Annotated in this window: 15 protein-coding genes and 1 tRNA gene; 6 read left to right on the top strand and 10 right to left on the bottom strand. The window is 70.4% G+C overall.

Annotated elements, in window-relative coordinates; genetic code table 11:
• Positions 1-85: 85 nt before the first annotated feature.
• From OAW74_RS01625 to OAW74_RS01610, 4 genes are all read right to left on the bottom strand, one after another.
• The gene (locus OAW74_RS01625; RefSeq protein WP_262872585.1) at positions 86-1,927 is read right to left on the bottom strand and encodes a carboxypeptidase-like regulatory domain-containing protein; all 1,842 of its coding nucleotides are present in this window, start codon (positions 1,925-1,927) and stop codon (positions 86-88) included.
• A 119-nt stretch (positions 1,928-2,046) separates the two neighbouring features.
• Positions 2,047-4,485 (bottom strand): ATP-dependent helicase, encoded by a 2,439-nt coding sequence (locus tag OAW74_RS01620; protein WP_262872584.1) that lies wholly within the window; start codon positions 4,483-4,485, stop codon positions 2,047-2,049.
• A 195-nt stretch (positions 4,486-4,680) separates the two neighbouring features.
• Positions 4,681-5,337, bottom strand: coding sequence for a response regulator (locus OAW74_RS01615; protein WP_262872583.1), 657 nt, complete (start codon positions 5,335-5,337; stop codon positions 4,681-4,683).
• Positions 5,324-6,595 carry an ATP-binding protein gene (locus OAW74_RS01610; protein ID WP_262872582.1) on the bottom strand — a complete coding sequence of 424 codons (1,272 nt, stop codon included), beginning with the start codon at positions 6,593-6,595 and terminating at the stop codon, positions 5,324-5,326. The genes OAW74_RS01615 and OAW74_RS01610 overlap by 14 nt, the downstream gene beginning before the upstream one ends.
• Positions 6,596-6,708: 113 nt before the next feature.
• Between OAW74_RS01610 and OAW74_RS01605 the strand changes: the two genes are divergently transcribed.
• The 3 genes from OAW74_RS01605 (at position 6,709) to OAW74_RS01595 (ending at position 9,170) form a co-directional block, all read left to right on the top strand.
• On the top strand, positions 6,709-8,277 hold the full coding sequence (locus tag OAW74_RS01605; RefSeq protein WP_262872581.1) for a PspC domain-containing protein: 1,569 nt from the start codon (positions 6,709-6,711) through the stop codon (positions 8,275-8,277).
• A complete protein-coding gene (locus OAW74_RS01600) occupies positions 8,274-8,600 on the top strand; it encodes a hypothetical protein (RefSeq protein WP_262872580.1) in 327 nt (108 codons plus the stop codon). The genes OAW74_RS01605 and OAW74_RS01600 overlap by 4 nt, the downstream gene beginning before the upstream one ends.
• A gap of 171 nt (positions 8,601-8,771) precedes the next feature.
• Positions 8,772-9,170 carry a YccF domain-containing protein gene (locus OAW74_RS01595; RefSeq protein WP_262872579.1) on the top strand — a complete coding sequence of 133 codons (399 nt, stop codon included), beginning with the start codon at positions 8,772-8,774 and terminating at the stop codon, positions 9,168-9,170.
• 263 nt (positions 9,171-9,433) lie between these two features.
• Here OAW74_RS01595 and OAW74_RS01590 read toward each other — a convergent pair whose 3' ends face one another.
• From OAW74_RS01590 to OAW74_RS01570, 5 genes are all read right to left on the bottom strand, one after another.
• A complete protein-coding gene (locus tag OAW74_RS01590; RefSeq protein ID WP_262872578.1) occupies positions 9,434-10,486 on the bottom strand; it encodes a peptidase C39 family protein in 1,053 nt (350 codons plus the stop codon).
• A 1-nt stretch (position 10,487) separates the two neighbouring features.
• A complete protein-coding gene (locus tag OAW74_RS01585; protein WP_262872577.1) occupies positions 10,488-12,044 on the bottom strand; it encodes a dipeptide ABC transporter ATP-binding protein in 1,557 nt (518 codons plus the stop codon).
• The gene (locus tag OAW74_RS01580; protein WP_262872576.1) at positions 12,041-12,898 is read right to left on the bottom strand and encodes an ABC transporter permease; all 858 of its coding nucleotides are present in this window, start codon (positions 12,896-12,898) and stop codon (positions 12,041-12,043) included. Before OAW74_RS01580 ends, OAW74_RS01585 begins: the two co-directional genes overlap by 4 nt.
• Entirely contained in the window at positions 12,895-13,824 is a 930-nt protein-coding gene (locus tag OAW74_RS01575) for an ABC transporter permease (RefSeq protein WP_262872575.1), read from the bottom strand. Before OAW74_RS01575 ends, OAW74_RS01580 begins: the two co-directional genes overlap by 4 nt.
• 62 nt (positions 13,825-13,886) lie before the next feature.
• On the bottom strand, positions 13,887-16,628 hold the full coding sequence (locus OAW74_RS01570) for an ABC transporter substrate-binding protein (RefSeq protein WP_262872574.1): 2,742 nt from the start codon (positions 16,626-16,628) through the stop codon (positions 13,887-13,889).
• Positions 16,629-16,744: 116 nt separating this feature from the next.
• Here OAW74_RS01570 and OAW74_RS01565 point away from each other — a divergent pair, with 116 nt between their 5' ends.
• Positions 16,745-17,455, top strand: a complete 711-nt coding sequence (locus OAW74_RS01565; protein ID WP_262872573.1) for a DUF1684 domain-containing protein — start codon at positions 16,745-16,747, stop codon at positions 17,453-17,455.
• Positions 17,456-17,557: 102 nt separating this feature from the next.
• Here OAW74_RS01565 and OAW74_RS01560 read toward each other — a convergent pair whose 3' ends face one another.
• On the bottom strand, positions 17,558-20,572 hold the full coding sequence (locus OAW74_RS01560; protein ID WP_262872572.1) for a hypothetical protein: 3,015 nt from the start codon (positions 20,570-20,572) through the stop codon (positions 17,558-17,560).
• Between the two features lie 145 nt (positions 20,573-20,717).
• Here OAW74_RS01560 and OAW74_RS01555 point away from each other — a divergent pair.
• Both OAW74_RS01555 and OAW74_RS01550 read left to right on the top strand, forming a co-directional pair.
• Positions 20,718-20,790: transfer RNA gene (locus tag OAW74_RS01555), tRNA-Met, on the top strand.
• A gap of 297 nt (positions 20,791-21,087) precedes the next feature.
• Complete coding sequence (locus OAW74_RS01550) at positions 21,088-22,323, top strand: type II toxin-antitoxin system death-on-curing family toxin (RefSeq protein ID WP_262872571.1); 1,236 nt, start codon at positions 21,088-21,090, stop codon at positions 22,321-22,323.
• Positions 22,324-22,497: the final 174 nt, after the last annotated feature.

The following is a 22,497-nucleotide window of genomic DNA, read 5'->3' as shown; positions in this document are numbered from 1 at the left end:
CGGACTCCCACAGTCCGGTCTCTGCCTCATATCTATCAGAGAGCTATGAGGGGAGGCCACTCACGACCGCGAAGATGTCGGGGCGCTACACCTTGCCGGTGGCCTTCGAGGTCTTGGCGACCGTGGCGTAGCCCGACTTCTTGCCGGTCACCTTCACCGTGATCGTCTTGCCCTTCTGGCTCTTGGTCAGCGTGAAGGTGGACTTCGTCGCCTTCGAGATCGCCTTGCCGCCGACGTACCACTGGTACGTGAACTTCGTGCCGCTCGTCCACGTGCCCGGCTTCGCGGTCAGCTTCTTGCCGACCTTCGCCGTGCCGCTGATCTTCGGCGTCGCCACCGTCGCGACCTTCGCCGTGGCCTTCGAAGTCTTCGACACCGTCGTGTAACCGGACTTCTTACCGGTCACCTTCACGGTGATCGTCTTCGCCTTCTGCGCCGAAGCGAGCGTGAAGGTCGACTTCGTCGCCCCCGAGATCGCCTTGCCCGACGCGTACCACTGGTACGTGAAGGTCGTGCCGCTCGTCCACGAACCCGGCTTCGCCGTCAACGTCGACCCGTACGCGATCGTGCCCGAGATCGTCGGCGTCGCCGTCGTGAGCGTCGCGGGCGGCGGCGACGACAGCACTGCATCCACCGCTTCACGCGCCTGCCCCGGCGCGAGGGCGATGACTGTCGCCGAGGAGAAGTCGCGCGCATCACGCCACCACTCGCCGACGGCCGCGAGATTCTGGGGGACGAACTGGAGCTTGTACTCACCCGGGGTCAGCCCGTGGAAGGAGAACCAGCCGTCGCTCCCCCTCACGGAAGTCGATGCGGCAGCCTTTTCCGGTGCACCCACCGCGTAGGCGTATACCCAGACAGTGCCCGAGTTCCCGTCCACGCCGTCCGGAAGCTGCACAGAGCCGCTGATCGATGCCCCCGGGCCCAGCGTCGCGTCGACATCGTTCCTCACCTCTTCGGGAGCGAGGTTGAGAACCGTCGCCGATGCGAGGTCAGGCTGATCCTGCCACCACTCGGTGGCGACCTGCCGTCCGCTCGAGACGAACTTCAGCTTCACCGGGCCCGGAGGCAGGCCGATGATCGTGTACGTCCCGTCCCGCTCGACGAAAGCCGAGCCGAGCAGCCGATCGTCGAGTGTTCTCGCCAGAACCGTTGTGGACCCGACCTCCGGGTCGATCCCCTCCGGGAGTGTCACGGTGCCGGAGATGATCGCGGACCGGGCGGGCGTGACGAGGATGTCGCTTCGTTTCTCGGCCGTTCCGAGTGTGATCGGGGTGGCGTGGCTGTAGTCGTCGCCACCGTCCCACCACTGGTCCAGCACCGGCAGGTCGAACGAGCGAACCTCAAGTCGATACGTCCCCGGCCTCACACCCATGAAACGGAAGCCGCCGTCGGCGCCCACGGTGTATGAGGTGCCCCCGCCATCGACACCACGAAGGATGACATCGGTCGACCCCTGCGCTCGGTCTACCCCGTCGGGAACCGAGACCGTGCCGGAGAGCACCGCAGACTCCTCCAGCACCACGTCGACGCGTGAGCGTGTCTCTCCCGCACGCAGGACGATGCGGGTGGCTGCGTCGGCATCGTCTTCCGCTCCGTTCCACCACTCATCGAGCACGGCTCGATCCGAGGAGCGGAACTCGACCAGATACGTTCCCGCCGCAAGTCCACTGATCGTGTACGACCCGTCGGCCCCGACCGCCGTCTCCGAAAGCGACCAAGTCGGGCTGTGCGAGTAATAGAGCGCCACGAAGGTCTGCCCCTCGGCGGTGCTGACACCGACCGGAAACTCCACACGTCCGGAGATCGAGGCGCTTTCGGGGGCGACGGGTGCAGCCGCCCCGAACACCCATAGCGAACCGAGCAGCGACGCGACGACGAACCGAACGATCACTCGCAGCGACCGCGCACGCGCGAGAACGAGCATCCCATCCTCTCTGTCGACCGTCCGGGGGTTCGGCCGACGCCGGGCATCAGTGCCCGGTCCCCTCGCCACATATCTATCAGATTGCTATGCGAGCAGGAAGCGTTGCGCGGGGAGTCGATCTACAGCTTCTCGATCGGGGCGATCTTGATCAGCAGCTTCTTGGCACCTGCCGAGTCGAACCGCACATGGGCGACGCGCTTCGCGCCCTCGCCGGTGACGGCATCCACGCGTCCTTCGCCGAAATCGTCGTGACGGATGCGGTCACCCGGGCCCAAGACCATGTCGCCGTTGTCGCGCACCTTCGCCGGGATGCGATTGGCGAACTGGCTGAGGTCGCCCGCGGGCTTCTCGCGGCGGGGCAACGGCACGAGGTCGTCGCCGTAGCGCCCACCGCCCGAGCCGCCGCTGAACCCGCGGCGCGCGTTCAGCGCGCGCGACTGCGTGCCACCGCGCGAGTTGACATCTCCCGGCGACTGGCGCCAGTGCATGAGGTCCACCGGGATCTCCTGCAGGAAGCGGCTGGGCATCGCCACCGACACCTCGCCGAACTGCGCGCGGGTCATCGCGAGCGAGAGGTAGAGGCGCTTGCGCGCACGCGTGATGCCGACGTAGAAGAGGCGCCGCTCCTCCTGCGGGCCGCCGGGCTCGCCCGCCGAGATGCGGTGCGGAATGAGGTCTTCCTCGACGCCGGTGAGGAAGACGGCGTCGTACTCGAGACCCTTCGCCGTGTGCAGCGTCATGAGCGAGACCGAGCCCGACGCGTCGTCGAGGTCGTCGGCGTCTGCGACCAGCGATACCTCGGTCAAGAAGTCGAGCAGCGTGCCCTCGGGGTTATTGCGGGCGAACTCGCGGGCGACCGCGACGAGCTCGTCGAGGTTCTCGAGCCGCGCCTCATCCTGCGCGTCTTTGCTCGCGCGCAGTGCGTCGCGGTAGCCGCTCTTGTTCAGCAGCACGTTGAGGCCGTCGGCCACCGACGTCGGCGGGGCGACCTCGCCCGAGGCGGGCAGCATGATCTCCGCCGCCTCCACGAGAACGGCGTCGAGGTGCGTGATCGCGGTCTGGATCTTGGGGCCGACCCCGAGCGAGGTGGCATTGGCGAGCGCATCGCGGAAGGTGATCTGCTCGTCGGCGGCGTAGCGGGCGATCGTCTCGATGGTCACGTCGCCGATGCCGCGCCGCGGCCGGTTGATGATGCGACGCATCGCCATCTCGTCGGCGGGATTGGCGACGGCGATCAGGTAGGCGAGGGCGTCTTTGATCTCGGCGCGCTCATAGAACTTGGTGCCGCCCATGATCTTGTAGGGCACGGCGGCGCGGATGAGGATCTCTTCCAGCGCACGCGACTGCGAGTTGGTGCGGTAGAAGATCGCCATCTGCGAATAGTCGAGGCCGCCCCGGCGAAGTGTCTCGACCTCGTCGGCGACGAACTGGGCCTCATCGTGCTGCGAATAGCCGGTGAAGCCGACGATCTTCTCGCCCTCGCCCACGTCGGTCCACAGCTTCTTGTCTTTGCGGTCGAAGTTGTGGCCGATCACGGCGTTGGCGGCGCTCAGGATGTTCTGCGTCGACCGGTAGTTCTGCTCGAGCAGCACCACCTTCGCCCCCGGGAAGTCGCGCTCGAACTCGCTGATGTTGCGGATGTCGGCGCCGCGGAAGGCGTAGATCGACTGGTCGGAGTCGCCCACGACGGTCAGCGACGCCCCCTCGAGCTCGGGCGCCTGGTCGGCCTCGAAGATCATCATGCCGCCGCTGGCATACGGCTCGGATGCTGCGCCCACCACGGGCCGGGTCAGCTCGTGGATCAGCGCGTACTGCGCGTGGTTGGTGTCTTGATACTCGTCGACGAGGATGTGGCGGAACCGCCGCCGGTATACGTCGGCGACGTGCGGGAAGGCCCGGAACAGGAACACCGTCTGCCCGATGAGATCGTCGAAGTCGAAGGCGTTGGCCTTCTGCAGCTCGCGCTGATAGTCGCCGAAGATCTCGACGAACAGGCGCTCGGCGGGGTCGGAGAGGTTCGCCGTGCGGGCGTAGCTCTCGGCATCCGCCAACTCGTTCTTGAGCTTCGAGATCTTGCCCTGCACGGCGGCCGGGGTGAGGCCGTAGGCATCGGCCTCGTGCTGCTTGACCAGGCGCTTGATGAGCGCACGCGAGTCGCCCGAGTCGTAGATCGTGAAGCTCTTGGTGAACCCGAACTGCTCGGCCTCGCGGCGCAGGATCCGCACGCACGCCGAGTGGAACGTCGAGATCCACATGCCGCGCGCACTGTCGCCCACCAGCTGCTCGACGCGCTCGCGCATCTCGCCTGCGGCCTTGTTGGTGAAGGTGATCGCGAGGATCTGGCTGGGCCACGCCTCTCGTCCGCGCAGCAGCGACGCGATGCGGCGCGTCAGCACACTGGTCTTGCCCGACCCGGCTCCGGCGACGATCAGCAGCGCCTGGCCGCGATAGGTCACCGCTTCGCGCTGCTGCGGGTTGAGCCCCTCGAGCAGGTCTTCGTCGGGGCGGGCTCCGGCGGGTGTGGCGCCCACGATGACGGGCTTGATGGGGTCGCTCATGTCTCATCAAGTCTAGGCGCGAGCCCCGACACCCGAGCCTCGGGCCCGGCCGCCGGCGCAGCATCCGCCCGCCCTCGCTTCAGGCGAGGAGATCTCGCGGAGCGAGGGCCGAATCCCCACAATCCGCCCTCGCCCGCCGCAATCTCCTCGCCTCGGGCGAGGGCGAGGGCGAGTCGGATGCCGTGGCCTGCAGCCTCAGAGCAGGCGTCGCTCCGACGCCCACACCGTCAGCTCGTGCCGCGACGACAGCTGGAGCTTGCGCAGCACCGCCGAGACGTGCGTCTCGACGGTCTTGATCGAGATGTAGAGCTCGGCCGCGGCCTCTTTGTAGGCGTAGCCGCGCGCGATGAGGCGCATGACCTCCTGCTCCCGCGCAGACAGTCGGTCGAGCTCGTCGTCGACGGTGGCCGTCTCGCCGACGACGGCGCCGAACGCATCGAGCACGAATCCCGCGAGCCGCGGCGAGAACACGGCATCGCCGCCTGCGACGGTCTGAACCGCCCGGCTCACCTCGGCCGCCGACGATCCCTTCGTGATGTACCCCCGCGCCCCCGCGCGGATCACCCGCACGACGTCTTCGGCCGCGTCCGACACGCTCAGCGCGAGAAAGCGGGTCGCCACCCCGCCGCTGCCGCGGATCACCTCTTCGCCGCCGGTGCCGTCGCCGCCGGGCAGATGCACGTCGAGCAGCACGACGTCGGGCCGCGTGTCGGCGATCACGGCGAGCGCGGCGGGCACGTCCGCCGCCTCGCCGACCACGACGATCGCCGGGTCGAGGTCGCTGCGCAGGCCCGACCGGAAGATCGAATGGTCGTCGACGATCACGACGCGGATGCTGTCAGCCACGGGCATCTCCCGCCGTGAAGCTCAGATGCACCTCGGTGCCGCCCTCGCCGGACTTCACCGTCGCCGACCCGCCGACCCTGCGCATGCGCCCGACGATCGACTGGCGCACACCGAGCCGGTCGTCGGCGACGGCATCCACGTCGAATCCCGCTCCGCGGTCGCGCACATAGACGTCGACGCCGCGCTCGCTGCCCTCGATGTAGACCGAGACCTCGCCGCCGGCGTGACGCGCGGCGTTGAGCATGGCCTCGCGTGCCGCTGCGGCGACCTCGCCGCTCGCGCGCTCGGTCGACAGGCCCGCCGACACGACGTCGATGCGCACGGGGTAGTCGAGTTCGAGCGCGCCGGCGTAGTCGCGCAGGTCGGTGGGCAGATCGCTGTCGGCGGGCGCGTCGCCGTCGTAGAGCCAGGCCCGCAGCTCGCGCTCCTGCGCCCTGGCCAGGCGCGAGACCTCGCTCGATGCCCCTGAGCGATTCTGGATCAGCGCCAGCGTCTGCAGCACCGAGTCGTGCAGGTGGGCGGCCATCTCGGCGCGCTGCTCCTCGCGGATGCGCTTGATCCGCTCTCCGGAGAGGTCGCGCCAGGCACCCGCGAGCGGGGCCAGCACGATCAGCAGGATGCCGGCCAGCGGCAGCAGGCCGAGCACGAGCACGCCGACGCCGACCACCCGCAGCCCCTGGGCGAGCCAGCACACCGTCAGCAGCACGGCCAGCACGCCCGCGGCAGACCACCGCACCGCCGCGGACTGCCGCGGCCCTCGGTTCGGGTCGCCTCGATCGATGAAGGTCGCCCAGCTCGCCGCCGTCACCGACAGCGCGACGATCGCCGCGACGAGCACGACCGTGACGGCCGTCAGGCTGAGCTCGCCGAAGGGCACGTAGCCTTCCACCCACCCCTGCGACGACAGCGCAGACAGCATCGGCATCGCCACGATCGTCAGCACCGCGGCCGTGCCCACCAGCATCCACGCCACGGGCGCTCGGCGGGCGGGCGTCTGCGACCCGGCCTCCCACGGCATCAGCGCCCAGCACCACGCATACAGCAGCACGCCGGCCCCGAGAGCGGGAACGAGCGCGACGAACAGCGCCCGGATCGCCCAGACCGGGGCACCGAGGTGACGGGCGAGCCCCGCCGAGACGCCCGAGACGGCGCATTCCCGCGGGCGCACGAGCGCGGGGCGCGGGGCCGCGGCGATGCGGGGCGGGCGCGGAGGACGCGGCGGGCGCGCGGGGCGCACGGCGGAGACGAGCGGACCGGACGACATGCCGCCATCCAATCACTCCGCGTCGCCGCCGCGAACGCGCGGCCGCGGGAATCAGGGGTCAGTCAGGGGATCCCCCCATGGCAGCGCGGCGGGCCTGTCGAGAGGATCGATCCATGACCACCACCGCCGTGGCCGACCCCGGCCCACCGCCTCTCGCCCCGCCGCGCTCGAACCGCTTCTTCGCGTGGACCTCGGGCATCGGCATCGTGCGCGGCGACGGCTGGATCGGCGGCGTGGCCGCGGGTGTCGCCGCTCGGCTGCGCATCGATCCCCTGATCGTCAGAGGCATCCTGGTCGTCACCGCCCTCTTCGGGCTGCCGGCGCTTCTCGCGTACGCCGTCGCGTGGGCGGTGCTCCCCGACCTCGGCGGGCGCATCCACCTGCAAGACGCCCTGCGCGGACGCTTCTCCGCCGCATCGATCGGCATCGTGCTGTTCGCCGTCGCCGGGCTGCTCCCCGCGCCGCTCGCCGTGGCGCTCGGGCTGCCCACGCTCGCCCTCTTCGCCGATCCCCGCGGCGCGATCGTCTTCGCCTTCTTCGGCGTGCTCGGGCTCGCCGTCATCGCCGGTCTCGTCTTCTTCATCGTGCGTTCCGCACGCCGTGCCCCGGGTGCCCCTGTGCCGGATCTGCGAACGGCTTCCGCAGCATCCGAGGCCCCGGACTCCTCCATCGACGAGTCCGCTTCGGGGGCGGATCCGACGGTGGAGGACGAGGCGATGGATGCTGCCGCCACCGAGCCGGCATCCATCGCCTCCTCAGACTCAGGCGCCGAGCCGTACGACGACGCCGCGCCGATCGACGACTCGGCGCCGATCGACGCGCAGCAGGCGAGCGACGAGCTCGCGGCCTGGCGCGAGCAGCACGCCGCCTGGCGTGCGCAAGACGCGCAGTGGCGACGGGAGCAGCAGGATGCCGCACGCGCGGCCCGCGAGCAGGCGCGCCGCGAGCGCCACGCGCACGGCGCGCAGTTCTCCGCAGAAGCGGCCGAGCGGCGGCGGGTGCGCCGGGCGACGAGCCCTCGCACGAGCGCCGCGTTCGTCGCCGTCGTGCTCGGCGCGGCTGCCGTGCTCGGAGCCGTGACGGCCCTGTCGGTGCCCGCCGCCGACCGGTCGTTCGCCCCGGCGATGGGCCTGTTCTGCGCGACGCTGGTGGTCGGCCTCGGCATGTTCGCTGCCGGCGCCCTGCGCCGCCGGAGCGGATTCCTCGCATTCGTCGCGATCGTGCTCCTCGTGGTCGGAGCAGGCGTCGCCGCCCTCCCGCTCGGCAAGAACCTCGTGCTCGGCGACACCTGGATCTCCAACGCGGCCCCCGAGCGCACCAGCGTCGCGCAGCCGTTCGGCTGGCTCGGCATCACCGTGCTCGACACGGGTGGCGAGGGCGAGCCGATCACCGTGCGCAAAGGCACCGGCACGACCGAGATCCGCATCGAGGCGGGCGTCGAGGTGCATCTGACGGCCACCCTCGGCGATGCCTGGGTGCAGCTCTACCGCGAGCGGGCCGACGGGGCGACGGTCGATGTCGAACGCGTCGAGACCACCCCGACCGCCGACGGTCGGTTCGCTCTCGACGACCGCTTCTCGACGGTCGATGAGCCCACCACGCGGCAGCAGGTCACGCTCGACCAGACATCCGGATCGATCAGCATCTACCTGGTCGAAGCCGCGGAGGAGGACGCATCATGAGCGACATCGAACAGACTCTCGAGCTGAACGCGCAGGCGCCCGATGAGGCGACGGATGCCGCCCCCGACGACGACACCGCCCTGCCCCGGCCGCGCATCCGCTGGGCGGGCATCGTGTGGGGCGCCGTCTTCGCCGCGATCGCGCTGATCGCGCTGCGCACGCTCGGCGACCCCGGCAGTCGCACCGCCGCCATGTCGTGGATCGAGACCCTCGACGCCGGCAGCGCCGTCGCCTACGGGCTGCTCGGCATGGGGGCGCTCGTGCTCGTCACGGGCCTCGTCGGCCTGCTGCGTCACGCCCAGCGGCGGGCTGCCCGGCCCTGACCGGTGCTCCGCAGCATCCGCCCGCCCTCGCTCGAGGCGAGGAGGTTTCGCGAAGCGAGGACCGAATCCCCGCAATCCGCCCTCGCCTGCCGCGATCTCCTCGCCTCGGGCGAGGGCGAGGGCGAGGTCGAAGGGATGCCGCCCGGCATCCGCTCCTGAGAGAATCGCCCCATGCGCACGCTTCTGAACATCATCTGGCTGGTCTTCGCCGGTTTCTGGCTGTTCCTCGGCTATGTGCTGGCGGGGGTGCTGCTGCTCATCCCGATCATCACGATCCCGTGGGCGATCGCGTCGTTCCGCACGGCGAACTACGCGATCTGGCCGTTCGGCCGCCAGATCGTGTCGAAGCCGACGGCGGGCGTGGGCTCGTTCCTCGGCAACGTGATCTGGGTGATCCTCGCCGGCTGGTGGCTCGCCCTCGCCCACATCGCCTCGGGGATCGCGCTGTGCATCACGATCATCGGCATCCCGCTGGCGATCGCCGACTTCAAGATGGTGCCGATCTCGCTCATGCCGCTCGGCAAAGACATCGTCTCGACCCGCGACGGCGCGTTCGACCGCACCCTCTGAGCCCGCGCCCGTCCATCTGTCGGAGCGCTGGGGCGCAGCGACACGAAAGTGACGGATGCTGCCTGCCCAGGTCGCCGCATCCGATACCTGGACCGCAACCGCACCCGAGCACAACACCCGAGCACAACACCCTGGCCCCGCTCAGCCCTGCCCCGACCGTCCATCTGTCGGACCGCTGGGGCGCAGCGACACGAGAGCGGCGGATGCTGCCTGCTCCGGTCGCCGCATCCGACACCTGAACCGCAACCACACCTGTCCGACCCTCAGCCCGCGAACACCACGCCCCGGTAGCCCGACTCGCTCCAGGTGACCAGCCGCTCGAGGTCGGCCAGGCGGATGGGCAGGTCGTGCGCGTCGACCCAGGTCTCACCGGTGGCGCGGTTGATCCAGGGCTCCTGCACGAGCACGAGGTCGCCGGCGGCGGCGTGCGCGACGATCCAGTGCGGGCCGTGCTCGCCGTGCATGGGCTCCTCGTCGATCAGCAGCAGCGCGCGCTCCCCCGCCCCCACGCGGCGGGCGATCTCGTCGACGCCCACCCGGTCGCGCCGCAGCGGCACGCCCAGCTCGCCGGCGCGGCGCACCGACTCGGCCTGCAGCTCGGCGCGGAACGCCCGATCGAACCCGTCGTAGCTCTCCAGCAGCACGGGCCCGTCGTGGTCGAGCGCGACCTCGACGCCCGAGCCGACCCGCTCGGCCAGCGCGACGGCGAGGCCGACCGGCTCGCACGCGGGAAAGTTGCTCGCCCGGCGCCAGAACTCCAGCTCGAGGTCTCGATCCCCCGCCCCACCGAAGCCCGAGACCCCGCCGGCGTCCGCCGCGATGAGCGCGGCCACGGCCCCGCACGTGAACATCGTGGTCTGCGCGTAGTACCCGGGCTCGACGTGGGGCACCTCGATCAGCCACCGCGCGAACCCGCGCACGTCTTCCGTGCCCACCGCGGCCCACGGCTCGCGCATCGGCGCGAACCCGACAGCAGCCGAGGGCAGCGACAGCCCCGGCGCGAGCTCCCACTTGACCACGGCGTCGTCGCGCAGTCGCGCACGCGCGACGACCGCATCGATGACGGATGCTGCGGCCCCCGCATCCGCCGCCCACACGTCGACGATCTTGGTGGCCGCCGTCGCGGGGCGACCGGTCGTGAGTGCGACGCCGACGAGCGTGCCGTCGCCGGCGTGAGCCGCCACGAGCTCGGGCCGATACCCGGTGCGGTCGATGCGCCAGCGCTCGGCGCGCGGCTCCCCCACGGCCTCGATGGCCTGATCCAGGAGCGCGCCGACGGCGGGCTGGGCAGAGACGGTGAGCGGGGCGACCGACACGTCAGTCCTCTCGGGTCGAGGTGTTCTCGCGGGCGGCGGCGGCCACCAGCATGCGGGTGTAGTCGTGGGCGGGGTCGTGCAGCACCTGCGCGCAGGGGCCGGTCTCGACGACGCGCCCCTCCCACAGCACGGCGACCGAGTCGGCGAGCATGCGCACGACGGCGAGGTCGTGCGAGATGAACAGCACCGACAGGCCGAGCTCGTCGCGCAGGCGCCCGATGAGCTCGAGGATCGCCGCCTGCACCGACACATCCAGCGCCGACACCGACTCATCGCAGATGAGCAGCCGCGGGCGCGGCGCCAGCGCCCGGGCGATCGCGACGCGCTGCCGCTGACCGCCCGACAGCTCGGCGGGGCGTTTGGCGGCGAACTCGGCGGGGAGCCCCACCGTCTCGAGCAGCTCGGCGACATCGGATGCCGGCCGCTTCGCCACGGCGAGCGCCTCGCGCAGGATCGCCCCGATCGACATCATCGGGTTCAGCGACGAGTAAGGATCTTGGAACACGATCTGCATCTGCGCCGGCGTGCGCGACGCGCGGCCGGGGGCGAGGGCGGAGCCTGCGAACGTGATCGTTCCGGCATCTTCCTGCTCGAGCCCGGCGATGCAGCGGGCGAGGGTCGACTTGCCCGACCCCGACTCTCCGACGACGCCGACGATCTCGCCCTCGCCGATGCGCAGCGCCACGTCGTCGAGCACCGTGCGCGCGCCGAACTGCTTCACGAGCGACGAGACCTCGACCAGCGCCGGGCCGGTGGGAACATCCCGCACGACCGGCGCAGCACCGGCGGCCAGCACCGGGTCGGCCGCGATCAGCGCACGGGTGTACGGATGCTGCGGCGCAGCCAGCACGTCGGCCGTGCGGCCGCGCTCCACGACCTCGCCGTGGCGCATGACGAGCACGTCGTCGGTGCGGCCGCGGACGAGCCCCAGGTCGTGCGAGATGAGCACGACGCTGAGCTGCCGCCGCTGCTGCAGCGCACGCAGCAGATCGAGGATCTCCGCCTGGTTCGACGCGTCGAGGGCCGTGGTCGGCTCGTCGGCGATGAGCAGCTCGGGGTCGGCGGCCAGGGCCGCCGCGATCGCGACGCGCTGGCGCATGCCGCCGGAGAGTTGATGCGGGTAGGCGCGGGCGACCTCGGGCGGCAGCTTGACCTCGGCCAGGCGCGCGACGGCCGTCTCGAGTCGGGCCGCGCGGCTAAGCCGCGCGCCGGTGGCAGCCTCGACGGTCCAGGCGATCTGGTCGCCGCAGCGGTGCACGGGCGACAGGCTCGTGAAGGGGTCTTGCAGCAGCAGCGCGACCGTGCCGCCGCGAACGGCGCGCCATGCCGACCCGGTCGTGGCCAGCGGCAGCTCCCGCCCCGCCACTGAGGCCGCGCCCTCGGCGCGGAACCCGCGGGGCAGCAGCCCCACGAGCGCCTTGGCGGTGAGGGTCTTGCCGCTGCCCGATTCGCCGATCACGGCGAGGGTGTGGCCGGGCGCGATCTCGGCATCAAGAGCGGCGACCATCTCGCGCTCGGGGCCGATCACCCGAAGCCCCCGGATGCTGACCCCGCTCACGTGAGCCTCCCCGCCTGCGAGAGCCGCTGCCCCGCCCAGTCGCCCACGAGGTTGACCGCCGAGGCGACCAGGATGATGAGCAGGGCCGGCACGACGACGGCCGCCGGATTGTCGAACATGATGGCGCGGTTGTCGGTGAGCTGGCGCCCCCAGTCGGCGGTGCCTGGGGAGACCCCGACGCCCAGGAACGACAGCGACGAGAACGCGACGAGCGCGAAGGCGATGTTGAGCATGACGTTGGTGATCACGAGCACCGAGACGTTGGGCAGGATGTGCCGGAACATCACGCGCCACCGCGAGAGCGACAGCATCCGCGCCGCCTCGATATAGGGGCGCGCGCTCTGCTCGAGCACGCCGGCGCGCACGATGCGGATGTCGCTGGGCGAGAACAGCAGCACGAGCAGCGCCACGGTCACCCAGTAGCCGCCGCCGAACAGCCCAGACACGACGATGGCGGCCAGCAGCACGGGAAGGGCCAGCAGCAGGTCGGTCCAGCGGCTGATGACGGTGTCGAGCCAGCCGCGCTCGTAGCCGGCCAGGGTGCCGAGCACGATGCCGAGGATCATCGATCCGATCGCGACGCAGACCGGCCCGACGAGCGCCGACGACGCTCCGGCGACGGTCATCGCCCAGACGTCGCGGCCGAGTTCGTCGGTGCCGAGCGGATGCCCGTCGGCTCCTGCGGGCAGAAGTGCCGAGAGGATGTCTTGCCGCATGGCGTCGGGGTACAGCATCCCGCCGAACAGCACCGCGAGCACGACGAGCACGAGCAGCCCGAGCGACAGCACCACCGAGACGGGCAGGGCCCGGCGGCGGGGGCGGGTCGCGCGCAGCAGCGTGAGGGCGGCGGTCATGCCGGCACCCCCGTTCGCCGAAGGCGCGGATCGAGCATGAGGTAGGCGAGGTCGGCCAGCAGCGCGATCACGGCGATGACGACGGCGATGAGCAGGGTGAGCGACTGCACGACGGCGATGTCTTTGAACAGCACGGAGTCCTGGAGGAGGGTGCCGAGGCCCGGCAGGGCGTAGGTCGTCTCGGCGAGCACGGTGCCGCCGACGAGGAAGGTGAGCACGAGGCTCGCACCGGTGACGATGGGGATGGCCGCCCCCCGCAGCGCGATGCGCTCGACGGCGCGTTCGCCGATGCCGCGGGCGCGCGCGAAGGTGACGTAGTCGCTCTCGAGCTCGCGGATCATGGCGGTGCGGGTGAGCTTGAGCACGATTGCGCCGAGGCCGAGCGCGAGGGTGACGGCCGGCAGCACGAGGTGCCACAGGGTGTCGAGGCCGCCGTCGCCGGCGCCGTAGACCGGAAAGATGCGCAGGTAGTAGGCGAAGACATACAGCAGCAGGAGGCCCACCGCGAAGGTCGGGGCGCTCAGCCCGATGATCGCGAAGCCGTTGGCGACGCGGTCGACGACGCCGCCCGCCCGCACGGCGCTGCGCACACCCAGCGGCACGGCGACCACGAGCGCGATGGCGAAGGCGAGGCCGCAGAGGGCCAGGGTGAGCCCCATCCGACTGCCGATCGCGACAGTGACCGGCACCTGCAGGCGGATCGACTGGCCGAGGTCGCCGGTGAAGACGCCGCCGAGCCACGAGAGGTACTGCACCGGCAGCGGGTCATCGAGGCGGTACTGCGCCCGCACGGCGGCGATCGCCTCGGGCGAGGCGGGGCGGTTGCCCAGCAGGTTCTTGACGATGTCGCCTGGGGCCAGGTGCATGAGCGAGAAGATCAGCACCGACAGCACGAACAGCACGGCGAGCATGCCGAGCACGCGCACCGCGAGCAGGCGACCCAGGGGTCGCCCGCGCGATGCGCGTGCTCGGAGTGAACCCGACTCGGTCACTCGGCCGCCCGGTACAGCTGGGTCGGCCACGACGAGATGAACGCGAACGAGCTGTAGTCGTTGATGCCCAGGTCGTTGGCGAACGCCGTCGCCGACTGACCCCACCAGAGCGGGATGTTGACAGCATCCTGCGCCTGCAGCGTCTCGACCTGCAGCAGCAGGTCGATGCGGGCCGCCGGGTCGCTCTCGGCACCGGCCTGCGAGAGCAGGTCGACGATCTCGGGGTTGTCGTAGGCGGCGGGGTTGCCGGCGCCGACGACGTAGCTGGGCACCTCGGCGGGGTCGCCGAGCGTCGAGAAGTACCACATGAAGTTCACGCCGTGGTCGCCGGCGGGGTCGAGGCTCGCGAGCCACTCCTCGATCGGCACTTCGCGCACGTTCAGGGTGATGCCGATCTCGGCGAGCTGCTGCGACAGGGCCTGCGCGGCGGTGCCCAGCTGCGGGCCGGTGTTCGGGGTGAGCAGCTCTGCTTCGAATCCATCGGGAACGGTGGATGCTGCCAGTGCCGCCTTCGCGGCGTCGAGGTCGAAGTCCCACTGCGGGATCTCGGCGAGCTTTGCCCGCGCCTCGTCGGCGGAGTAGGCCTTGCCCAGCGACTCGGGCGTCATGATGGCCGTCGCCGCCTCGCCGTGGCCGCGGAGCAGGCTCTCGACGTACGTCTCGCGGTCGACCGAGTGGGCGATCGCCTCGCGCACCTTGGGGTCGTCGAAGGGCGCGACGCTCGTGTTGAAGTAGAGACCCACATAAGAGAGGTCGTTGACGTACTCGACGCGCATGGTGTCGAGGTTCTCCCACTGCGTCGCCTGCGCGAGCGGCACGTTGAAGGCCACGTCGATGTCGCCCGACTGGGCGGCCAGCAGCCGCGTCGACTCGTCTGGCACGAAGTTCACGACGATCTCTTTGACCTTGGGCAGCTCCCCCCACCACGTGTCGACGCGCTCGAGCGTGACGTGCGAGTCGGGTGCGAACTCGGTGACCTGGTAGGGGCCAGAGCCCAGCAGCAGCGACTCGGAGGTGCCCACCGCGCCGTCGTGCTCCTCCCAGAACGCCTGCGATGTGATGAAGGCGGCGCCGCCGGTGCTCATGTTGGCGGCGAAGGCGGCGTCGGGCTCGTTGAGGGTGATCGTCACCTCGGCGTCGCCGGTCTTCTCGACCGTGTCGACGTTGGTGAGGTAGTACGACAGGCCGGGCGAGCTGGTCTCGTCACGGGCCTGCTCGAGGCTGAAGACGACGTCGTCGGCGGTGACCGGCGTGCCGTCTTGGAACTCGGCGTCGTCACGCAGCTCGTAGACGTAGGTGACGTCGTCGGTCTGCTCCCACGACTCCGCGAGACCCGGCTGGAGCTGCCCGTTCGCATCGATCGAGACCAGGCCCTCCTGCGCGATCGAGGCGATGTAGTAGTTGAGGATGCCGGCCTCCTGGCCGACATAGAGGTTCGACAGCGAGCCGGGGAGGGCGACGGTGATGCTGTCGATCTCTTCTCCGGTGTCGGCGCCGACGCTGCCGCTGGGGGCAGGGCCGGCGGGGCTGGCGCAGGCGGCCAGCAGCAGTGCGCTGGTGGCGGCGACGGCTCCGGCCTGGGCGATGCGGGCGGGGGACGGGAACGGCATGGCAGGACTCTCCTCTGCGTCGGGTGTTGCTGCGGGCGGTGCAATGGGTGCTGCGGTGGTGATGCTGTGTGCTGCGGTGGTGCGGGGTGCTGCGGTGGTGCGGGTGGTGGTGCTGGGTGCTGCGGTGCGGAATCGGGTTCGGTGCCCCTCGGCGCGGCGGCGCACGTCGATGAGGGCGTCGATCTCGACGGGGGTGGGTCGGTGGTCGGCGAGCACGCGCAGGGCTGCGGCGACGGCCGGGATCGAGGCCGCCTCGACGAGCACAGTCGCCGTCGTGCGCCGCGTGAAGGCGGGGCTCAGTCCGAGCGCGCGCACCCCTTCGCCCACTCGAACGCCGGCCAGCGCGCTCTCGGCGACGAAGGCGTCGCCGAGGCCGTGCATCGCGAGGGCGACGGCGGCGTCGGGGCGGTCGGTGACGATGTCTCGATCGGATGCGGTGCGCCCGAGCTGCTGTGCGATCGCGTCGGCGACGGCTCCGCGGATCCACGGCCGCTCGACCAGCAGGGCCGGATCGATGCGCGCCTGCGGCGCCTCGGCCGCGGAGGTCGTCAGGGTCACGATCTCTTCGGCGAACAGGAACGTCGAGCGCAGCCCGGAGCGCCGCGGGGTCACGCGGCGGGTGCCGGCGGCGGCGATGTCGGTGCCGATCGCGATGTCGGCCTGACCTCGGCGCACGAGCTCGATCGCCTCGGCGGCGTCGGCGGCCTCGACCACGCTCACCTGGATGCCGTCGAGGTCGACGGCGAGCCGCCCCATGGCGGGCGCCACGACCGTCGCGATGACATCGCCGGGGGCGGCGAACCGCACCGTGCCGGCGCGCCTGCCCAACACCCCGGCCAGCTCCGTGGCCGCCGCAGTGAGGGTCGCGTCGATCCTGGGGGCATGCGCGGCCAGCAGCGAGCCGACCGGGGTGAGTCGCGCCGAGCGCGCCGTGCGCGCCACCAGCACGGCGCCGAGCTTGGACTCGAGGCGCTGCACGTGCTGGGTGATGGTGGGCTGCGTGAAGCCCAGCGCGCGGGCGGCCGCGCTGATGGATCCCTGCTCGTCGATCGCGACGAGGATGCGCAGGGAATGCACGTCGAGCGCACGCGTCAGCGCGTCGATCTCGGCGCTGTCTCGCTCTTCCATAGGCACATGCTATTCATCCCAATGTTTCAATGGTGTATCAATATGGATTGTGACCTCGGATGACGCGAGATGACGGACGGTGCACCCACTCGCGCGGGCGACGGAAGGCTGGAGTGATGAACGATGAACAGCGCGACGCCCTGTGGCGGGCGAGCCGAGACGACACGGCGCTGAGCCCCTACGGCCTCGCCTCGCTCGCCCTGACGCAGTGGCTCGACGAGACGCCCCGCCCGCTCGAGGGTGCACCTGGTCTCTGGCACACCGACGGTGGTGCCGCGACCGGCGAGCTCCCCACGGGCCGCGTCGTGCTCGCGCCCGGTGAGACCCTCACTGTCGGCGACCTGCGTCTGCGCGGCTTCGCGCGTGACGGGGCGGTCGCGGTGCGGGTGCTCGATCCGGAGGCCGCCGCGCGGCGCGGGATCACCAGCATCCGTCGCTTCGACTACGACCCGGCGCTGCACGTCGAGGGGTTCTTCGAGCCCGCTGCCCGAGACGCCGACACCCTCTCGGTCGACGGCCACGCCTCGGCCACGACCTACGACGGCGTCGTGCGGTTCGCCCTCGACGGCGCCGAGCTGCAGCTCACCGTGGAAGAAGACGGCGACGAGCTGTTCGCGGCCTTCGCCGATGCGACCAGCGGTTCAGAGAGCTATCGCTTTCGGTTTCTGCGGCTGCCGCATCCGTCTGCCGACGGACGCGTGACGGTCGACCTCAACCGCGCCCACCTGCCGCCGTGCGCGTTCAGCGACCACTACGTGTGCGTGCTGCCGCCCGCCGGCAACCGCTGGAGCGTGCCGGTGCGCGCCGGCGAGCGCGACGTCGCCTGACGGCCCGCCGGCCCGCTCATCTGTCGGACCGCTGGTGCTGAAGCCGCCCGGAGTGACGGATGCTGCCCCCTCCGCCCCGCCGATCCGCCACCTCGACCCGCGCTACTCCCCCGGCACCTGCGCCCCGCGCCCGCGCACCAGCGCCAGCCCGAGCCCGACGGCCAGCACGACGAACCCGGCCGCCGCGGCGTACCAGGCGGTGGCGCCCGGGATCTCGAGGTACACCGTGATGCCGAGGATGCGCGACAGCCCCCACGGCAGCAGCCCCATGCCGTCGTTCCAGGCGGTCAGGCTCGTCTCGAGGCCCGTCGCCGCGATCACCGAAGCGGGGATCGCGAGCCCCGCGCCGACGCCCGCGAGCACCATGCCCGTCGCCCGGCGCCGGCCGAACTGCGCCACCAGCGCCCACCCCGCCGCGACGAACAGCCACACCGCGAGGGCGAACGCGACCGTGATGTAGGCGGTGCGCAGGGCCGGGTTGGTCCAGAACGCGTACCAATAGCCGCCGGGGCCGGTGAACGACAGGGCGAACAGCAGCAGGATCGACCGCAGCACGATCACCCCGCCCACCGCCGCGATCACGGGCCACGGCGAGCGCCGGCCGATGAGCGCGCGCACCACGAGCAGGAACAGCAGCCAGGCGCCGAGCACGACAACCAGGTGCTCCCACGACAGGAACGACGTCTGGATGCCGCGGGTGCCCACCAGCAGCGCCCCCGGCACCAGCACCATGAGCCAGCGGTCGAGCGGCAGCATGCCGAGCGTCGATTCGCGGGCGCGCCACGGGCGGGTCGAGGCGAGCCACGAGGCGCGCGCCGCCGCCGCCCCGGGCTTGGCGACCAGGCGCGTGCGGGCCGAGAACATGCCGATCACGAGCCACGCGAGGGCGAGCACGAGCATCACCCGGGCCTGCCACGCCATCGCCAGGTCACGGTCCGCGCGCTCGACCCCGAGGAGGGCCGCGGTCAGATTGTAGGCGGGGTGGTCGACATCGCCGGTGTAGGTGGCGAGGTGCTCGTCGGCGAGGGCGACGAAGGTGTCGCGGTCACGCTGCCACTGCGCGTGCGCGGCCTCGCTGCCGGTCTGGTGCCACACGCCCTGGTGCAGGATCATCGCGCGGTAGGCGCCCAGCATCCGCAGAGAGTCGACTTCGTAGTCGAGCGCCCCGATGAACGCCTCGCGCTGGGCGGCGTCGGTCCAGGTCGCGGCGTCGGTGCCGGCGACGAGGTCGCGCATGCGGGAGGCCGCCGCGACCGCGGTCTCGCCCCCGGCGATCGCCTCGTCGACCTGATCGCCCACGATCGTCGAGATGACGTCGAGCACGGCGGAGTCGCCCGTGACGATGTCCCACTCGAAGATCCACATCATCGGCGGCGGCTCGAGCCCGATCGCGAAGACGCGGTTCTCGGCGAACGGGCCGATATACAGGCCCTGCGTGATCGCCTCGCGCGAGTGCGTCATCGCCTCGGCGATCGCGTGCACCGTCGCCGGGTCGTCGCTGAACTGCCGCGCCCACCCCGTCGTGAGCGCCGAGGTGTCGGCATCGGGGTCGCGGGCGAGGGATGCTGCCACCTGCGTGTTCAGTTCGTACAGCTGCCAGAACCCGGTCTTGAGGTAGAGCGTCATCGGGCCGGCGCGCCACGGGCCGCCGTCTTGCGTCCAGGTCCAGATGCCCTCGATGTGCGGATTCTCGGCGAGCAGGGTCTGCAGCGCGTAGCGGTACTCGGCGCCGAGGTCGTTGGGGAAGGCGCCGAAGTTCTCGAACTCGCGGCGGCTCTGGAATTCGATGATGCGGCGCTGGTCGCCGCTCGCCAGCGTGGTGTTGAGCGGCAGCCAGCTGTAGAAGTCGCCGAGCGTGTACTTGGTCGACACGATGAGCGCCGGCGAGTCGATGCCGCCGAGCACCTCGTCGTAGGCGGCGGGGTCGGTGTGCATGTCGCCGACGGCGCCCACCCCCACGCTCCAGGTGCGGAAGATCACCTCGTTGTCGGTCGCCTCGGCCTGCGCCGTGAGGGTCGTGAGCATCGCGCGCACCTGGTCGACCTCGGTGACGGCGAGCTTCGAGTAGTAGTCCCACCCCTCGACGTCGTACACGGCGCCGGCTTCGCCGATGCGGATGAGCACGCCGTCGAGTGTCGGAGCCGCCGCGTACAGTTCATCCAGGCCCGCGGCGTACACCTGCCACAGCTCGGGGTTCGCCGTGTCGAGCGAGCCGAACTCGTCGGTGAGGTGCTGCTCGAGCGGAGTCGTGAGCGTGAGCATGTCGGTGCGCAGATACACCTTCATGCCGAGCTCGTGCGCCCGCTCCCAGAACGGCGTGAACGCCGCGCGCAGCGCGAGCGCCTGGTCGCGATGGTCGTCGCCCTCGGCATAGACGGGACCGCCCGGTGCGTCGTCGAACGTGACGTATTCGACGAAGCCGGGGAACGCGACGGCGTTGTAGCCGATGGCCAACGACCGGCGCAGGAACGTGTCGAAGTCGTCGAAGTCTGCGGCGAGCGCCTGCTCGTCGACATAGGGCGCCTCGGGCAGCAGCGCGTTCGCGAACGCCTTCGACGCGTGCGAATAGTCGTCGCCCGCCGCCCACTCCGCCTCGTCGGGGGTGACGCCCACCGCGCCGAGGTCGACCATCCGCAGCGGCAGCCGCGAGCTCACCTCCTCCCCCAGGTGTTCGTCGACCGCCCGCCCCGCGCGGATCTGCGCCGCCAGGTCATACACGCCGCGCACGGCCGCCGTCTCGGAGGCCCCCTCGATCCGCAGCGTGTCGGCGGCGCCGGCGAGGCGGTAGGTCTCGTCGTCGGTGTCTTCGCTCCACGCGACAGCGAGGGTGGCTGTGCCCTCGGTGGCGCCGGCGTCGGCCAGGGCGTCGCGCAGTTCGTCGAGCGCAGCATCCATCCGTGGCGTGTCTGCGCTCGTCGTGATGTCGGTGATGCTCGGCGGCGGTGTGAACGCGACGGCGGATGCTGTCGCCGCCGGCACATGCGACTGCAGCACGTCGGAGCTCTCGGTGCGAATGCCGAGCGCGTCGGAGACTCCTGCAGCAAGGCCCGCCCCGAGCGCGACGAGCACGATGCCCGTGACGACGGCGAGGATTCCCCGCCGTGTCGCCGTCGTCATGGCATCACGTTACTCTGCGCGCGGGGCGCCGCGCCTTCGGTGCCGCCGGGGTAATCCGCCGTCGCAAAGCGAAATCACAGGTCACGCTTCTGGTGTCTGTCGGCACCCCGGGTTAGCGTGGAGCCGTTCCCCCCAAGGGGCACATCGCGGCGATCCGGGCGGCCCCGGGCCCCGGCTCATATCCGGGTGCGTTGCGGGTTCGACTCCCGCCGTCGCGTCTGGCGATTGACAGAGGACGCGGAGCGACACCCCGGAACACACGATCCTTGATATCCGGGTCAACAGTCGCGAACCTCGGGCTTGGCGCCTAAGCGCCCTATCAGTTGCACCTGACTTGGTCGGGTTCATCCGCGCCCCAGCATCAAGCGAGTAGTGCAGGCGCACATACGGAGCCAGACGCGCCGCGCAAAGAAGAACCTAGCTATGCGACGATCGGCTGCGAGCTGGTGCCTGACGCATACGACAGAATGGACTTTGCGCATCGGTGCGCATTAATTGGATTGCATTGGATCGCCTTGGCCAAGAAGAGCCTTACACCTATGGGTCTCGCGAGAGCGCTTAGTCTCGAGGTCGACGACGTCCTCCTAATGCTCTGGGACGGTGGAATCGATTATCCAACGTCGGCCGATTCTGAGATCCGTGCCGGGGACCGCGGACGCGCCTTCGCGCTGTGCGGGGAAGCTCCCCTCAAGGATCGCCTCCTCGTCGAGTATTGGTCCAGCACTCTTGGCATGTCGCGCGACGAGTTGAGGGTATGGGCGACCTCTCTCGGTGTCACGATCGGCCCCAACGCCAGGAGGCTCCCGAAGGGCGCACTCGCTCGCTTCCAGCGAGCCATGAAGGCTAGTGACGCCTTGCAACAGCAGCGAGGGGAAGCCGCGCAGGAGGCGACAGCCGCTGCTTCGCAGGCAAAGCAGCCGATGTCGTGGCGTGAGATAGGCCACGCACGGGAGGAGCTGCGATACCTAACCGCGGACGAGATTGAGCAGATTCACCACCAGATTGCTCAGGACTTCAAGGACACCCCAGACCCGATTGCGCCTGCTGGCGTCAGGAGCACGGACTTGCTGTCGAGCGCCGCAGCCCGCCCCTCCGCGGGCCTAGGAACTTTTCGAAAGTATCCGACGGTCGAGATGGCGGCTGCTGCCCTCGCCCACTCAGTCATCCATAACCACCCGTTCTACAACGGCAACAAGCGCACCGCACTGGTCTCGATGATGGCGTTCATGGATGAGAACGGACTGGTTCTGACGTCCTCACAAGATGAACTGTTCAAATGGACAGTCCGAGTCGCCGGACATCGGCTTGGCGCGAACAAGTTCAACGGAGACCGGAGCGACATCGAAGTGCAACTCATGGCCCAGTGGCTTCTGCAGCACAGCCGGGGTATCGAAGCTGGCGAGCGGGTGATCACATTCGCGCAGCTGCGCAGAAGACTCACTGCGCTCGATTGCTCCGTCGAGATAACAAGCAATCGAGGCGGCCGGGCAGTGGTCGAGCGAACGGTAACCGTCAATCGCCGTTCATTGCTGGGTACGCGGCCCCGGTCCGAGCGCGCTCGATACAACCTGCCGTACGGCGGCGACGGGAGGCAGGTCGCCCGCAATCGGATTAAGGAGCTGAGACGAGAGTTGCAGCTGTCAGACGATTACGGGATCGACTCCGCGGCCTTCTACGGAACCGACAAACTGCCGATCGACGCATTCATCGCGGAATACCGAAAGACACTTCGCCGACTCGCGCGAGTCTAGGTTCTCGCCGACACCTCCTGTTTTCTATAAGTGCGGTGCTTACGGATTGCTAGGTCGGTTTTCCTGCAGGGCTCCGGTTGCGGAGCATCACCGGTACTGGTTATAGGAGTGGGTCGATCCAGGTAGCGCGGCTTGTGTCGGCGACGCTCCAATCTGACAGATAGGCGACAAGCC

The organism is Microbacterium fluvii (assembly GCF_025515205.1).
Lineage (GTDB): Bacteria > Actinomycetota > Actinomycetes > Actinomycetales > Microbacteriaceae > Microbacterium > Microbacterium fluvii.
This window is presented reverse-complemented; position numbering and strand designations above follow the sequence as displayed.

What these genes read in the sequence shown, in the direction of transcription:
- OAW74_RS01625 (WP_262872585.1), bottom strand. Translation starts at nt 1,927, where the DNA reads ATGCTCGTTCTCGCGCGTGCGCGGTCGCTGCGAGTGATCGTTCGGTTC.
- OAW74_RS01620 (WP_262872584.1), bottom strand. Translation starts at nt 4,485, where the DNA reads ATGAGCGACCCCATCAAGCCCGTCATCGTGGGCGCCACACCCGCCGGA.
- OAW74_RS01605 (WP_262872581.1), top strand. Translation starts at nt 6,709, where the DNA reads ATGACCACCACCGCCGTGGCCGACCCCGGCCCACCGCCTCTCGCCCCG.
- OAW74_RS01610 (WP_262872582.1), bottom strand. Translation starts at nt 6,595, where the DNA reads ATGTCGTCCGGTCCGCTCGTCTCCGCCGTGCGCCCCGCGCGCCCGCCG.
- OAW74_RS01565 (WP_262872573.1), top strand. Translation starts at nt 16,745, where the DNA reads ATGAACGATGAACAGCGCGACGCCCTGTGGCGGGCGAGCCGAGACGAC.
- OAW74_RS01600 (WP_262872580.1), top strand. Translation starts at nt 8,274, where the DNA reads ATGAGCGACATCGAACAGACTCTCGAGCTGAACGCGCAGGCGCCCGAT.
- OAW74_RS01560 (WP_262872572.1), bottom strand. Translation starts at nt 20,572, where the DNA reads ATGACGACGGCGACACGGCGGGGAATCCTCGCCGTCGTCACGGGCATC.
- OAW74_RS01595 (WP_262872579.1), top strand. Translation starts at nt 8,772, where the DNA reads ATGCGCACGCTTCTGAACATCATCTGGCTGGTCTTCGCCGGTTTCTGG.
- OAW74_RS01580 (WP_262872576.1), bottom strand. Translation starts at nt 12,898, where the DNA reads ATGACCGCCGCCCTCACGCTGCTGCGCGCGACCCGCCCCCGCCGCCGG.
- OAW74_RS01615 (WP_262872583.1), bottom strand. Translation starts at nt 5,337, where the DNA reads ATGCCCGTGGCTGACAGCATCCGCGTCGTGATCGTCGACGACCATTCG.
- OAW74_RS01570 (WP_262872574.1), bottom strand. Translation starts at nt 16,628, where the DNA reads ATGGAAGAGCGAGACAGCGCCGAGATCGACGCGCTGACGCGTGCGCTC.